Below are 15,703 nucleotides of genomic sequence, written 5' to 3'. Positions count from 1 at the left end.
GGTATGGCAACACTTGTTGAAAAGTTTTTTGACTCAAAAGATGAGTTAACCGCTGAGCTATCACACACGCTTGAGCAATCTTTACGTGATGGCATAAAAAGTGATGGCCGTGCTGTGCTAATGGTATCGGGTGGTTCGTCTCCTGCGCCAGCGTACAAGCACTTATCAACGCTTGATTTAGATTGGCAAAATATAGATGTAGCCATGGTTGATGAGCGCTGGGTTGAGCCAAGCCACGAAAAAAGTAACGAAGCGTTTATAAAAAGCACCTTGTTACAAAATTACGGCAGTGCCGCTAATTTTATTACCATGAAAAGCGATGCAGCAACGGCCGAGCAAGGTACACAAGTATGTGAAGCCGCTTATGGCGCTTTAAAAGCACCGTATGATGTAACAATTTTAGGCATGGGTCCAGATGGCCATACAGCGTCTTTGTTCCCACATGCACAGGGTCTTGAGCATGGTTTAACAACACAGCAAACTGTGTGCGCTATTAATGCAATAGAAAGTGACGTGACAGGCAGCATTACAGAGCGCATGACACTGACTTTAAATGCAATAGCAAACTCTAAAGTGGTTAAACTCCTGATCAGTGGTGAAGAAAAGCTAGCGGTTTACAAGCAAGCTAAAGCGGGTGGTGATGTAAACGATATGCCACTTCGTGCTGTGCTAAACCACCCAAGCATAAATATTGAAGTGTATTGGGCGCCTTAATTTAGCCGCTCATTTACAGTTTAAAAAGGCAGCTTAATTAAGCTGCCTTTTTATTTGGCTAAATAACGTGCTAAAGCTATTCAAAAAACACCGTCAAACTGTTAACCAATGTTAATGGTTTTTATGGCGTTGTATTAAAATCACTCGTTATTTGTACTGTTTTTGAGCGTATTGGTTGCGTTTTTATTGTCTGTTTTTTAGCAACGCCTAGATTTAGTTAAACTTTATTTTTTCATGACGGTTGTCATAAAACTTTCCCTTCCTTTTTTCGTTCAAAAGCATTAGCCTAAAGGCATTAACAATGAAACATATATATTAAAAATAAACGGAGCAGTAACATGGCGGAGCAACAAGTACAGCCTTTACACAACGAAAAGCATGCCAACACTAAAATTCAAAACGGCATTAACGTTGAATTTATGAAAACTCAACATTTAGTGCCAGTAGTTGCACATGAGTTTGCACGCGTAGCAAATGAATTCCCAATGTCTTTTGTTAAAAACAACGAAAGCGGTACTTTCCAAGCAGTTGCAATGTTTGGCCTAGAGCCAGGCGAAAACCTGTTTGTAGAAGATGGTAAATGGACAGCAGCTTTTGCGCCTATGGCATCAACGCGTTACCCATTAGGTCTAGTAAAGCACCCTGAGCAAGATCAGTACGGTATTGTGATTGACGAAGCAAGCTCGCTTGTAGGTGAAGAAGAAGGTAACGCATTATTTGAAAACGGTGAAGAAACTGACTACTTAAAGCGTCGTAAAGAGTCTTTAGTGTCTTTCATTGAGTTTTCTCAAGTAACAGAAGCATTCACTAAATACTTAGCTGATAAAGAGCTACTAGTAGCGCAAACGCTAACTGTAGACATTAAAGGCGAGAAAAAAGACATCAACGGTATTTACCTTATCGATGAGAAAAAACTTAACTCGCTTAGCGATGAAGAGTTTTTAGAGCTTCGTAAGCGCGGTTACTTAGCACCTATTTATTCGTTCTTAACATCTACTCACCAAGTAGCACGTTTAGCACGTTTAAAAGCTAAGCAAGACGCGTAATTACATACACGTTTAGTAAAAAGCGCCTGATGGCGCTTTTTTTGTGCCATTAAACTTACTCTATGCCAATTGGGTTAAAAAGTAGGGGTGATGAAGGGAAATAACGCCCTCGTATTTCGCTTTGTTATTAGGCTGTTTATTAGCTGCTTAAATAAAGCGCTAACTTAATGCCGTTGATATTAGTTGAAAAAATACGTGTAACCATTCAAAGTAAATTCAATACTAAATTTAAAAAAGAGCGCACTATGAAAAAAACATTCTTATTGTCAGTTTTAGCCAGCGGCTGCTTAACACTAAGCACGCAAGCATTAAGTGAACAAGCTCCGTTTGCTATAGCGATTCATGGTGGAGCAGGCACAATTGAAAAAGCAAAATTTACCCCAGAGCAAGAAAAAGCCTACCGAGCAAAACTAGCCGAAGCTGTTGAAGCGGGTTACACCGTACTTGAAAAGGGCGGCGAAAGTTTAGATGCAATCACCACTGCTATTGAAGTACTAGAGCAGTCGCCTTACTTTAATGCTGGGCGCGGTGCAGTGTACACCTATGATGGCAGCCATGAACTTGATGCCTCAATAATGGATGGGCGAAACCGTCAAGCGGGTGCGGTCGCTGGCGTAAAGCACATAGAAAGCCCAATTCAATTAGCCCGCTTAGTAATGGATAACTCAGTACACGTAATGCTTAGTGGTCAAGGCGCTGAAGAGTTTGCAAAAGAGCAGGGCGTTGCGCTGATAGAAAATAATATATTTGATACTAAGCACCGTTATGAAGCACTTTTAAAAGCAAAGCAAAAATTAGAAAAAGAAAAAGCAACCAGCAAAAACTACCAAGCTGCGCATAAAGCCCTGCCAACAAATTATAAAATGGGCACCGTAGGCGCAGTGGCACTTGATAAAAACGGCAATTTAGCCGCAGGTACATCTACAGGTGGCATGACCGCAAAACGCTTTGGCCGCATTGGCGATTCCCCTGTTATTGGCGCGGGTACATTTGCTGAAAACGATTCGTGTGCGGTATCGGCCACCGGTCACGGCGAGTATTTTATTCGCTACAGTGTTGCCAGTGATATTTGTGCACGCGTTAAATATCAAAATAAAACCATTGAACAAGCTGGGGATGAGGTTATTAACCAAGTACTTGCGCCTATAGGTGGTACAGGTGGGGTTATTATTGTGGATGCTAAAGGCCATATTAGTATGCCATTTAATACCTCGGGGATGTACCGAGCGAGCAAATCGAACACGCAAGCAACCTTTGTGGGAATTTTTAAAAACCAATAGCGTGATATATAAGCCTTATAGGGATTGTAGGATTAACGCTGCGCGTTTATTTTGATACTATTAGCCCTCATTTATTAAATTTATAAGGTGTGCGGGTGGTAAACCTAGGTCAGTTGTTTGGCGAGCTTAAAACGTGCTTAAAAAAAGATCAGTTTATATTTAAAAAACGCTTACATGGCGTAAAAAAAATACAAGACGAGACTAAGCAGGCCAATGCCCTTGAAAAAATAGCGGCTGATATTACCCGCAGCCAGCAGCTACGTGAAAAACGTTTAGCTGAGCTGCCCGCTGTAACGTACCCTGAGCAATTACCGGTAAGTCAAAAAAAGGACGTCATTAAAGACGCCATTGCGAACAATCAAGTGGTGATTATTGCCGGTGAAACAGGCTCAGGTAAAACCACGCAAATACCAAAAATGTGTTTAGAGCTTGGCCGTGGGGTTGATGGCTTTATTGGCCATACCCAGCCACGACGTTTAGCCGCGCGCAGTGTAGCTAACCGCATTGCTGAGGAAATGAAATGTGAGCTTGGCCAACAAATCGGTTTTAAAATACGTTTTAGTGATCAGGTTTCTAATAATACGTATGTAAAACTGATGACCGACGGTATTTTGCTCGCCGAAATACAACAAGACCGCTTTTTAAATCAGTACGACACCATCATTATTGATGAAGCCCATGAGCGCAGCTTAAATATCGATTTTATTTTAGGGTATTTAAAAAACTTACTGCCAAAGCGCCCCGACTTAAAAGTTATTATTACCTCGGCGACCATTGATCCTGAACGCTTTTCAAAGCACTTTGATGATGCGCCAATTATTGAAGTGTCGGGACGTACATTCCCCGTTGAGGTGCGCTATAACCCTATAAGCGATATAAATAAAGACGCTATGGAAGCCGAAGGCGACCAACTGCAAGGTATTTTTGATGCGGTAGATGAGCTGTGCGCTGAAGGGCCCGGGGACATTCTCATATTTTTAAATGGCGAGCGCGAAATACGCGATACTGCAGAGGCGCTCTCTAAACGTAATTTAAAACACACCGACGTATTACCACTTTACTCGCGCTTATCTAACGCAGAGCAAAACCGTATATTTGCCCCGCATTCGCGCCGCCATATCATTTTATCAACCAACGTGGCCGAAACCTCTTTAACGGTGCCGGGTATTCGCTATGTAATAGACCCAGGTACAGCGCGTATTAGCCGTTACAGCTATCGTACTAAAGTACAGCGTTTACCTATTGAGCCAATTTCTCAGGCAAGTGCGAACCAACGTATGGGACGCTGTGGCCGTGTTGAAGCGGGTATTTGTATACGTTTATACTCGCAAGATGACTTTATATCTCGCCCTGAATTTACAGACCCAGAAATACTGCGCACTAATTTAGCCTCTGTTATTTTGCAGATGTTGGCATTAGGGCTTGGCGATATGAGCGAGTTTCCGTTTGTGCAAGCGCCAGATAGCCGCAATATTAACGATGGTTTAACCCTACTTGAAGAACTTCAGGCGATTAAGCCGAGTAAAAAGCGCCATCAAACGAGTTTAACGCAATCAGGGCGTGAGCTTAGCCGCTTACCGGTCGACCCGCGCTTAGCTAAAATGGTGTTGACGGCTAATAAGCTCGGTGCACTACGAGAAGTTATTATTATTGTGGCAGCGCTGTCGATTCAAGACCCACGAGAGCGCCCGCAAGAAAAACGCGCAGCAGCGAACGAAAAACACAGCCGCTTTGATGACCCAGACTCGGATTTTATTGCTTTTTTAAATCTTTGGAATTACCTAGAAGAGCAGCAAAGTGAGCTGACAAATAGCCAGTTTAGAAAGTTGTGCCAAAAAGACTTTTTAGCTTATATGCGTATTCGTGAGTGGCAAGACATTGTTTATCAAATAAGCACTGTGTGCAACGAAATGAAAATTAAAGCCACCACGCAAGTGGCAGACTCAGAGCTAATACACAAAGCGCTACTGAGCGGCATGTTAAGTCACATAGGCTTTAAAGACGAAAAGCAAATATATAAAGGCGCTCGCAACAGCCAGTTTCATATTTTTCCGGGTTCTGGGTTATTTAAAAAGAGCCCCAAATGGATTATGTCGGCAGAGCTGGTAGAGACCAGTAAACTATACGCACGTATTAATGCCAAAATAGATATTAATTGGGTAGAGCCCCTTGCACAGCATTTAGTAAAACGAAGCTATTCTGAGCCGCATTGGGAGAAAAAACCAGGCGCTGTTATCGCGTTCGAGCAACAAACCTTGTACGGCTTATTGGTGGTTAATAAACGCCGCTGTGTGTATAGCAATATAGACCCTAAAGTTAGTCGTGAGCTGTTTGTACGCACCGCCCTTGTAGAGCAAGAGCTTGGCTTAAATGAGCAATTTTTAGCGTACAACCGCGAGCTAATAGAGGATATTCAGGTACTTGAGCATAAATCGCGACGTCGCGATATTTTGGTTGATGAGCAAAAGTTATTTGAATTTTACGATAAAAAAATACCTAAAGAAATCAACAACCGTGCAGCCTTTATTAAGTGGTATAAAACTCAAAAGCAAAAAGACAAGCGCTACCTATACATGACCCGTGAAGAGCTTATGCAGCACGGTGCAAGTAATATTACTGAGTTTGATTACCCTGATACATGGCAGCAAGATAATATTATTTTGCCGCTGAGCTATCATTTTGATCCAGGACAAGCTGTTGATGGGGTGGCTGTACAAATACCGGTAGCACTTTTAAACCAAGTGCAAGAAACCGGGTTTGATTGGCACATACCTGCCTTTAGGCATGAGCTAATAAGTGGTTTAATTAAATCGTTACCTAAGTCGTTACGTCGTAACTTTGTACCTGCTCCCAATTACGCTGATGCTGTACTGGCAGCCATTGAGCCTATGCAAGGCAGCTTACTTGATGCACTTACTACACGCTTACTAAGAATGACAGGCGTAAAAGTAGATATAGAAGCGTGGGATCTAAACGCACTGGCGCCTCATTTAAGGTTGCAGTTTGAGGTGCGTGATGAGCACGATAAATTACTTGCACGCGGACTAGATTTAGCAAAACTAAAAGCACAGCTGCAAGGCAAAGTAACCGATACGCTTTCGAAGGTGGCCGATAAAGGCATTGAAAAAGCCGATTTAACACAATGGGACTTTGGCGCTTTGCCTGCCTCGTACGTTAAAAAACAAGGCCAATACGAAATAAAAGCTTACCCAGCGCTGGTAGATAAAAAATCCACAGCGGCAATTGAGCTCTTTGATAGTGAAGAAAAAGCCCAGCAAGCGCATCAGCAAGGTTTACGGCGTTTAGTTTTATTAAATGTGCCGTCGCCAATAAAGTACCTTCAGCAAAACTTGCCTAATAAAGCCAAACTGGGCTTGTACTTTAATCCGTTTGGGAAAATTGCAGACTTAATTGACGATTGTATTGCCGCCGGCGTAGACAGCTTATTAATAAAGCATGGCGATATACGCGATGAAAACGCTTTTGATAAAGTTAAAGAGCAAATTAGGGGCGAACTAGGCGATGCTGTGGTAGAAATTGCCACACAGGTTGAACAAGTTTTAAGCATTGCCCACGCGTTACATAAAAAAATGAAAGGGCGTGTCGATTTAACTATGATAACTGCCCATGGCGATATAAAATCACAGCTTGAGTCACTTATCTTCAAAGGGTTTGTGAGCGCTCACGGTGCGAATAAAATGCCGGACCTAATTCGTTATTTAAAAGCGATTCAAAAACGTTTAGAAAAACTGCCTGTTGATCCTAACCGCGATAGATTGTGCGTTTTAGAACTTGAAAAAGTAGCGCAAGAGTACAAAAAGCTCGTAAATAAAATTCCAAAAGGCTTGCCTATTCCGCAGCAGGTAAACGCTATTTTTTGGATGCAGCAGGAGCTTAGGGTGTCACTGTTTGCGCAAACCTTAGGTACCCCATATCCTATTTCTGCAAAACGCGTTATGAATGCGATAAAAGAGATAGAATAAAACTTGCATTTTCTATTAAGCTTAGTACCTTAATAGAAGGATTTATTTTTGGTTGAGAAGGAAGCGACATACCTATGTCCTCATCGGTTGAACATAAGATTAAGCGATTGTTAGTTGTAGATGACGAGTATTTTAATTATGAAATGCTTAAATCTGCCCTGACCTCAAAATTTGATGTTAGTTATGCTGACTCGGGTAAAAGCTGTTTGGCGTCTGCCATTGCTAACCCGCCGGATATTATTTTGCTTGATGTATGTATGCCTGGCCTCGATGGGTATGATACATGTCGGATGCTTAAGCACACGCCTGAAACTAAAAATATACCTGTTGTTATGGTTTCGGGCTTAGAGTCGCCCTCGGAAAAGCAAGCTGGCTTTGATGCAGGGTGTGATGCCTATGTAGTAAAACCGTTTTCGATGGGTACTTTATTTGAGCAAATAAACACGGTTGTTTAAAGGTGATGCATGTTTACTGAAGATAAGCGCAATTTTAGACGTATGCAGGTTAATACTCCTGCGCAATTAACAACAATAGAGCCAGTTGCTGGGCTAAATTATACCGCAGAATGTGTTGATTTAAGTGCCACTGGGTTATCACTACATTTAGATGACTTGCTTGAGCTCGATACTTTGCTACAGGTTAATATAGAATCGACTCACCCAAGTATTGCCTCTTTAAATGCAACGGCTAAAGTTATACGTGCTAGCAAAGAAGATGATGGCACCATTACCGCAGGATTAGAAATAGTTCAGTTTAATTAAATTGAATTGAATTGAATAAACACCTAGCGGCTGGCTTTTGCTATTGCGGGTGTAAAATAACGTTCGATTTTATTACCTACGTCCTTGTAGGTAATAACAATAATTTTTAGTAAACCTTACAAATCAAGCCTTTTAAGTAAAAGCCTTCAGGGTAACTGCCAGCAATAGGGTGATCGGCCGCTTGATTTAAACGCTCCATAATCAATAGCTCTTTACCTGCATCTAGCGCAGCGTCTGCTACCACTTTTTGAAACAAGTTTTGCTCCATTAATCCAGAGCACGAGAAGGTAAGTAATGTACCGCCTGGTTTTAATATTTGCATAGCAATCATGTTTATATCTTTATAACCACGACATGCACCGGTTAGCTGCGCTTTGTTGTCTGCAAATTTTGGTGGGTCCATCACAATAGTGTCAAACTGTTTGCCTTCCTCACGGTATTGGCGTAATAGCTTAAACACATCTTGTTTTACAAAATCGACTTTATTTAAATCTAAGTTATTGTGCTCTACGTTACGCTTAGCGGTATCCAGTGCTGGTTGTGATACATCAACATTCGTGACGTGTTTACAGCCACCACGTAGTGCGTAAAGTGAGAAAGTACCTGTGTAGCTAAAGCAATTTAATACGGTTTTATCTTTTGAAAAGCGCTCAAGTGCTGCGCGGCTATCACGTTGATCCAGGTAAAAGCCTGTTTTATGACCTTCTAAAATGTCTACTTCAAGCTTTAAGCCATTTTCTTCAATAACCACCGGCTCTGAAGGTTCGTTGCCCCACAGTACACCTTTAATAGGTTCTAAGCCTTCTTTGGTGCGCACGTCTACATCTGAGCGCTCATAAATATTTGCGCCAGGAAAAATAGCCATTAACGCGCCTACAATTTCACCTTTATGGCGCTCAGCGCCGGCACTTAGTAATTGGCAAACTAAGGTGTTATCAAACTTATCAATGGTTACACCTGGCAAGTAGTCAGACTCAGCAGCACACAACCTAAAGCCAGTTAAACCGCCTTCGGCTATCGCATGCTCGCGGGCATGTAAAGCACGGCGTAAGCGACGCTCAAAAAAGTGTTGGTCTATTACTTCTTTTTCATCAAAGCTCCACACACGCGCTCTTATTTGTGAGTGAGGGCTATAAGCAGCGGTGGCTAAAAATTTACCTTCGCTGTCGTGAATGGTGACCGTGTCACCTAGACCTGGTTTACCTTTAATTTTTTTGATGGCTTTTGAAAATAACCAAGGGTGTTTTCTTTTTAATGATTTTTCGCGACCAGCTTGTAGGTAAACGGCAGATGACATAAGGCTTCTCAGTTGTAATAAATAAGCGCTGTATTTTAGTCAAGCATAGGGCAACATACAATGAATGTTTTGCAAGGGAGGTGTAAAGCACGTTAAAGTACGGATAATTCTCATATAAATTAGTTTTTTGGAACATCACTGTGGCCAACACTGCTTTAAGCCCTGAGTTACAACAGCTTGATTCTCAATGTCGCTCATTTATTACTTCGTTAATACATGCCGATGTGGCACACGACATAACACATATTGAACGCGTAGTGCGTGTTGCCATTCAATTATGTCACGCCGAGCAAGCCAATATGAATATTGTTTTGCCGGCGGCGTGGATGCACGATTGTGTTGCGGTGGCAAAAAACCATCCGGATAGAGCAAAAGCATCTACCATGGCGGCAGATAAAGCCATTGCGTTTTTAAAATCAATTAACTACGACGCATGTTTGTTTGATGATATTCATCATGCTATTGCTGCCCATAGCTTTAGCGCCAATATAGCGGTTAAAACTGTAGAAGCGCAAATCGTGCAAGATGCCGATAGAATGGACGCACTCGGTGCAATAGGCGTTAGCCGTTGTATGAAAGTAGGGGGCTCTATTAGCCGCTTACTGTATAACCCTGATGACCCATTTTGTGTTAACCGCGAAGCAGATGATAAAACCTATACCCTTGATCACTTTTTTATTAAATTGCTCCATATTGCTAAGAGCATGAATACACCCTCAGCTAAAGCTGAAGCAGAGCGACGCACAGAGTATATGTATGCGTTTTTAGAGCAGCTAAAATCAGAAATTGGTCAATAATATGAGTGCTCCTTTATTATCGGGCATTGATCATTGCCACCTTAATGTTGAAAACATCCCAGAAGCGCTAAAGTGGTACAAGCAGGTACTAGGCTTTAGCGTAGTTGAAGAGCTTGTCTTTTGGGATGAAAATGGCAAAGGGCCACTCACACTTGAAGATAGCGCAAAAACAACGCGTTTAGCGTTATTTGAAGGACAAGGGCGAAGCAAAGGTATTGCGTTTGCAGCCACCGGTGCACAGTTTATTGGTTGGGTTGATTATTTAAATGGCTTAAACATAAAAACTGTACTGGCCGATCACAGTGTAACGTTTTCGCTTTATTTTAAAGATAACAGTGGGAATAGCCACGAAATAACCTCTCATGACTACCCGCACATAAAAGCGGTATATGGTGATGTAAAACAAGGCTCACGCACGCGCAATACTTAGTGTTGCTCTTGATATGCGTTTTTAATTGCGATTATAGCATCTAGCTTATTTACAAATAAATTGATGAGGTGGGGGTCAAAGTGTTTACCCGCTTGTGCTTGCATATGCTCAAGCGCTTCTTCTACACCCCAAGCCTCTTTATACGGGCGTTTTGAGGTAAGGGCATCAAATACATCTGCAATAGCCACAATACGCCCTTCAACCGATATTTGTTCGCCTTTTAAACCATTAGGGTAGCCACTGCCATCCCACTTTTCGTGGTGCTCTATAGCCAGTTTATGGGCAAGTTGTAATAGCGGTGATGAGGAATTTGCTAAAATTTGCGCGCCAATAGCCGCGTGCTGTTTCATGTGGTCAAATTCGTCAGGGGTTAATCGCCCAGGCTTTAATAAAATAGCATCCGGAATACCTATTTTACCTACATCGTGCATAGGGGCTGCTTGGCGAAGTAGCTCTGCTTGTTGCTCACCCATGCCAAATTCTAATGCTAATAATTTACTGTATTGGCTCATCCTAGCAATGTGCTCGCCAGTGTCTGTGTCTTTGTACTCTGCAGCGCGGCCTAACCGATGTACTAAATCAACATGGGCTTGCTTTAATTGCTCGGCTTGTACAAGCGATAAATGCGTTTTAACACGTGCGCGCACAATCGCGGGGCTAATAGGTTTAGTAATGTAATCAACAGCACCGAGTTCAAAGCCTTTAAACTCATCGCTTTCATCACCCAAAGCCGTTACAAAAATAATTGGGATATGCGAAAGCGCGGGTGTGCTTTTAAGTATTTCGCAGACCTCAAAGCCATTCATATCGGGCATCATGATATCGAGTAATATAAGTTTAGGCTGTTCTTTTTCTAGTAGCGCAAGTGCTGCAGCGCCCGATTTAGCAAAAGACATACGGTATTGATTACCTAATACTTCTCGCATGACTTTTAAGTTAGCAGGTTCATCGTCAACGATTAATATACGAGGTTTGTCGTTGCTAAAATCCATTCAATATTCTCATTCTTGGGTAAACTCTTTAATTAGACCGTCTAGCACGTGTTGCGCCTGATCAAAGTCAAATTCATCAAATGCGTTTACAACCTCATTTATTTGAGTTTGTAAGTGTGCAGGGGCGTTATTTTCAAGCTGCGCTAGCAAATCATCGTTGAGCTCGGCGCTTTGCGCTTCATGGTGCAGCGTTTCACACAGTGACTTTAATTCAGCCGCGTTTAGCGTGCTTTTTTGCTCAGTATTTTCACTCTCTGCAGGCGTTATTTGTGCGCACTCATCGCCTGATATTAATTGCGTTATTGTCTCTAACTCGTCTTTTATTTGTGTTACTAACGCTTTAGATTGCTCAGAAGTTTGCTCACGCTCTAACTTGGCTAATAAAGTCATTAATGTTGTTAGGCCTAAATTACCGGCGACCCCTTTAAGGGTATGTATCAGGCTATTGGCGTCTTTAATCTCAGATAACTTACTGTTAAATAAAATATCAAATCGTTTATTGCTGTCATTTATAAATTTGGCAATTTCGGTTAACTGCTTGCATTTATTACCCCAAAGCATCACACCTTTTTCAAAGTCGATGTGTTTAGCCTCAGGGTCTGATTGGCTAATAACCATATCTTTAGCAATACCTAAGCCAAGCACCTGAGCAATTTCTTGGTTAAGCTGATTTATATCTATCGGCTTATTAGCAAAGCCGTTCATGCCAGCACGTTTAGCTGTGAGTTTATCTTGTTGTAGGACGCTTGCCGTTAACGCAATAATGGGGGTAAATTTAAGCTGCCTTTGCTTTTCTATGGCTCTAATTTTTGTGGTTGCTTCTATGCCATCACACTCAGGCATATGAATATCCATTAAGATGACATCAAAATCTTGTTTCTCGAATATTGCAATAGCCTCTAAACCGTTGCTTGCTTTGCTTACCAAATGTTGATCTTTAGAAAGTAATAACGAAAGCAGCTCGGTGTTTTGCTCAATATCATCCACCACAAGTACCCTTAGCGATGGTAATTGAGTGTGCAGGCCATCGAAATGGTCTATTTTTTCTGCATCGCCTTGTTTAAGCGGTAAAGAGAAGTAAAAGCAGCTACCTTTGTTTTCTTCACTGACTAGGTTTATAGTGCCGCCCATTAGCTCTACTAATTGTTTACTAATGGTTGTTCCAAGGCCTGTACCGCCAAAGCGACGAGTAGTGGTGCCATCGGCCTGAACAAACGGCTGAAATATAGCTTTAACACGGTCTTTGGCAATACCTATGCCGGTATCTTGCACTTCAAAAAAGAGCTGATCAGTTTGCGTAGTACTTACAGTTAGCTCAACCGAACCTTGCTCGGTAAATTTAATGGCGTTACCGATGAGGTTAGTTAAAATTTGCCTTAACCTATCTGGGTCGCCATAGTAAGTTGTGGCAACAGAATCTTTAATGTTCAACTTTAAACGCAAGTCTTTCTTTTTTGCTTCAAGCCAAAATGTCGAAATAATGCTATCGAGTACTTGTTTTAAACTAAAGTGAACGGGTTCAATAGTTAGCTTTCCGCGCTCAAGTTTTGCGGTATCAAGCACTTCGTTAAGTAACCTTAATAATGAACGCGCCGCATTATTAACTGTAACCAAGTGCTTTTGCTGTTCTTGGTTTAGCGGAGTGTCCATCAGTAGGTCGCTAAAACCGATAATAGAATTCATCGGCGTGCGGATCTCATGGCTCATATTAGCCATAAAAGATTGCTTAGCGTGCGCTGCTTCTTCAGCTTGCAATTTTGCCTGCTCAAGTTTGTCTTCGTATTCTTTTTGTTCTGTAATATCAACCAATACCCCATCTATCCACTGCGGGTTATTATCTTTATCACAGGTAATACTGCCTTTATCTAATACCCAGGCAACTTTGCCGTTACGGTGGCGAATACGATACTCTACCGAGTACTTTAAACTTGAGGTCATGGCTTGCGCTACGGCTTCGTTTACCGTTGGCTGATCTGTTTTCAAAATAAGATCGTTAAGTTCTATGCAGCTTTCTGTGAACTCTTCTGGCGTGTACCCTGTTAGTTCAGCCACTGTTGGGCTGATAAATAACATGCTCCAGTTTTCGTCGTACTTACAGCGAAAAGCAGCGCCAGGCATATTATCCATTAAAGAGCGGTACTTTTGCTCTTTTTCAATAAGACTTTGCTGCATAGCGCGTTGTTCGGTTAAATCGGTGATAAAGCCAACATATAACGGCATATGGCCTGGCTGATTAACTTCCCCTATACCTAAGCGAATAGGAAAAAGGTGGCCATCTTTGTGTTTGGCAGACACATCCCTATTTATACCAATTACTTTTCCTAGATCTACATTTTTGGCGTGAGACAAATAGCCATCATGGTGGCGAGCGATTTCATCGGCCATCAGCATTTTTACATTATGACCTTGAACTTCGTTTTCTCGCCAACCAAAAATTTTGCTGGCAGCTTCGTTAAAGCTCAAAATAATGCCGGTGTGATCTATAGTCACAATGCCATCAATAGCAGTGCCTAAAATAGCATTTAGTCGAGATTCATCCGCCGATTTTTCCTCAAGCAGTAAGCGGTATCTAACCATGCCATTTATAACTGCAATGACACAGGTTATAGCAACGGTCGCGGTAGCTACGGCAATAGCAACAAAAGCAAGCTCAGTGGTTGACTCTTCGTAATCGGGTAAAAGCGGAGAGGTTGCAACAAAGCGGGTAGCAGCCATACCCATATAGTGCATACCAGCCACCGCTGAGCCTAAAATAACAGCGGTAATAGAGCGCGCTTGCAGTTGTGATAAATTAGGTAGCAAACGCGTTAAATGATAACGCGTAAAAAGTGCTATGAACGATAAACCAACAGCGACCACAATTGATAAAGCAAATATGATTGCATCGTAACGTAGTAACGGGGCCAGCTCCATTGCTGCCATGCCGCTGTAGTGCATTGTACCAATGCCTGAGCCTAGTAAAATAGAGCAAATAATAAGGTGTTTGTATGACCCTTGCGATTTTACTAAAATCGAAAAAGCGTACTGACATGCAATAAACGCCGGTAAAAAAGACAAAACGGTAATGATTGGGTCGTAGTGTATTTCTGTGCATAACGAAAAGGCCAACATACCTATAAAATGCATACTCCAAATACCGGCCGATAAAACAGTGGCACCGGTCACATTGGCTAAGCGTTTATAGCTTTCGAATTGCGTTTGCTTTGCTACATCAACCAACCAGATCGTAAAAAAGGCAGCAAAAATAGCGGTAATGACCGATAAACTAACCAGTATAGGGTTATATGCACCGTTGATAATGAGGCTCGGATCGTGGTCGGTTATAAAAAATGCAGACAGCATAGTGGCTCAAATTAGTATCTTTATTGAACTAGTTTAATAGATTTATTTTATAAATAAACTGTTAATCTAATAATTTATATTATAAATCAGCGAGGTTACTTTTTAGCATTAAAGTATTAACATGCGTAGCGTACTTTATTAATAAGACGTGATTTTGCGTAAATAAAAATAATAATAAACACTGAGCCCATTTATTTATCGCTAAATAACTACATTGATTAAATAAGGCTTTATAATACGCTTTTATTTATATTTAGAGCATACACCTTGTTTGAGTATCAGCTAAAACGCAGTGCAAGGCGTAAAACAGTGGCAATAAAAGTTAGCCAAAAATTAGTTACTGTTTATGCGCCTACACACGTGCCAAAACTACAAATAGAACAATGGCTGTTTAGTAAAAATGAGTGGGTAACTGCGCAATTGCATAAACAACTTAACGCCATTGATACTCAACAACACCCGTTTAAAAACCAGCAAATAATGGTTTTTGCTAAGCCATATACCATTACTTTTGCAAAAGGGACACGCTCGCATGTTCAGCAATCCGATAGCGTATTTACTATTTACACTTCTAATCGAGTAAAAAAACAGCCTGAAAAACGCAAGCAGTTACTTTGCCTTGCCCTTGAAGAAACGCTAACAAACTACATTGAAATGCGTTTAGCTTATTATTGCCAACAGATGTCAGAAGCATTACCGACTAAATTGACGATTGGAAGTTATAAACGTAAGTGGGGGAGTTGTAATTCTCGGCGAGAGCTAACCTTTAGCCTTAACCTTGTTGGGGCGCCTCATCATATAATTGATTATGTTATTGTGCACGAATTGGCTCATTTAAAGTATTTGAACCACAGCAGCGCTTTTTGGAAGCACGTAGCTAACTTTTATCCCGATTATAAATCTGCATCAGCATGGCTTAAAAACCACGGGGCAACATTACAGTGGGTATTTGATAATTAGTCTAAAAATGAAGTTTTAAATAGTGATGAAAAAGGTATAGAAAAGGATACTGAAGATAAGAAGTGGTGGAGGGAGCTGGATTCGAACCAGCGAAGGCTGAG

The 15,703-nt window shown here is 41.5% G+C and carries 12 protein-coding genes; 9 read left to right on the top strand and 3 right to left on the bottom strand.

Features of this window, described 5'->3' with window-relative positions:
- Positions 1-3 precede the first annotated feature (3 nt).
- The 6 genes from pgl to AN390_RS18100 all read left to right on the top strand — a co-directional run bounded on the left by pgl (position 4) and on the right by AN390_RS18100 (position 7,784).
- Positions 4-714, top strand: a complete 711-nt coding sequence (gene pgl, locus AN390_RS18125; RefSeq protein ID WP_055255632.1) for a 6-phosphogluconolactonase — start codon at positions 4-6, stop codon at positions 712-714.
- A gap of 338 nt (positions 715-1,052) precedes the next feature.
- On the top strand, positions 1,053-1,760 hold the full coding sequence (locus AN390_RS18120; protein WP_004589180.1) for a SapC family protein: 708 nt from the start codon (positions 1,053-1,055) through the stop codon (positions 1,758-1,760).
- 245 nt (positions 1,761-2,005) lie between these two features.
- Positions 2,006-3,040 carry an isoaspartyl peptidase/L-asparaginase family protein gene (locus AN390_RS18115; protein WP_055255654.1) on the top strand — a complete coding sequence of 345 codons (1,035 nt, stop codon included), beginning with the start codon at positions 2,006-2,008 and terminating at the stop codon, positions 3,038-3,040.
- Positions 3,041-3,135: 95 nt separating this feature from the next.
- On the top strand, positions 3,136-7,023 hold the full coding sequence (gene hrpA, locus AN390_RS18110; RefSeq protein ID WP_055255631.1) for an ATP-dependent RNA helicase HrpA: 3,888 nt from the start codon (positions 3,136-3,138) through the stop codon (positions 7,021-7,023).
- Positions 7,024-7,097: 74 nt separating this feature from the next.
- Positions 7,098-7,478: a PleD family two-component system response regulator gene (locus AN390_RS18105; protein ID WP_024034218.1), complete on the top strand. Its 381-nt coding sequence runs from the start codon at positions 7,098-7,100 to the stop codon at positions 7,476-7,478.
- Positions 7,479-7,487: 9 nt separating this feature from the next.
- Positions 7,488-7,784, top strand: coding sequence for a PilZ domain-containing protein (locus AN390_RS18100; protein WP_004589184.1), 297 nt, complete (start codon positions 7,488-7,490; stop codon positions 7,782-7,784).
- A gap of 106 nt (positions 7,785-7,890) precedes the next feature.
- Here the strand turns inward: AN390_RS18100 and AN390_RS18095 are convergent, their stop codons facing one another.
- Complete coding sequence (locus AN390_RS18095; protein ID WP_054983075.1) at positions 7,891-9,081, bottom strand: class I SAM-dependent methyltransferase; 1,191 nt, start codon at positions 9,079-9,081, stop codon at positions 7,891-7,893.
- A gap of 140 nt (positions 9,082-9,221) precedes the next feature.
- On the opposite strand from AN390_RS18095, the gene AN390_RS18090 reads away from it, so the two are divergent.
- Both AN390_RS18090 and AN390_RS18085 read left to right on the top strand, forming a co-directional pair.
- Positions 9,222-9,878 carry an HD domain-containing protein gene (locus tag AN390_RS18090; RefSeq protein ID WP_004589186.1) on the top strand — a complete coding sequence of 219 codons (657 nt, stop codon included), beginning with the start codon at positions 9,222-9,224 and terminating at the stop codon, positions 9,876-9,878.
- A gap of 1 nt (position 9,879) precedes the next feature.
- The gene (locus AN390_RS18085; RefSeq protein ID WP_024034220.1) at positions 9,880-10,308 is read left to right on the top strand and encodes a VOC family protein; all 429 of its coding nucleotides are present in this window, start codon (positions 9,880-9,882) and stop codon (positions 10,306-10,308) included.
- Here the strand turns inward: AN390_RS18085 and AN390_RS18080 are convergent.
- Positions 10,305-11,300 (bottom strand): two-component system response regulator, encoded by a 996-nt coding sequence (locus AN390_RS18080; protein ID WP_055255630.1) that lies wholly within the window; start codon positions 11,298-11,300, stop codon positions 10,305-10,307. The genes AN390_RS18085 and AN390_RS18080 overlap by 4 nt on opposite strands.
- 9 nt (positions 11,301-11,309) lie before the next feature.
- Positions 11,310-14,642: an MHYT domain-containing protein gene (locus tag AN390_RS18075; protein ID WP_055255629.1), complete on the bottom strand. Its 3,333-nt coding sequence runs from the start codon at positions 14,640-14,642 to the stop codon at positions 11,310-11,312.
- Positions 14,643-14,951: 309 nt separating this feature from the next.
- Between AN390_RS18075 and AN390_RS18070 the strand changes: the two genes are divergently transcribed.
- A complete protein-coding gene (locus tag AN390_RS18070; RefSeq protein WP_085065543.1) occupies positions 14,952-15,602 on the top strand; it encodes a M48 family metallopeptidase in 651 nt (216 codons plus the stop codon).
- The last annotated feature ends 101 nt before the right edge of the window (positions 15,603-15,703 follow it).

The sequence above is a fragment of the Pseudoalteromonas sp. P1-11 genome, assembly GCF_001399995.1.
GTDB lineage: Bacteria > Pseudomonadota > Gammaproteobacteria > Enterobacterales > Alteromonadaceae > Pseudoalteromonas > Pseudoalteromonas atlantica.
The sequence above is the reverse complement of the archived record's forward strand: the minus strand, read 5'-3'. Positions and strand labels throughout refer to the sequence as shown.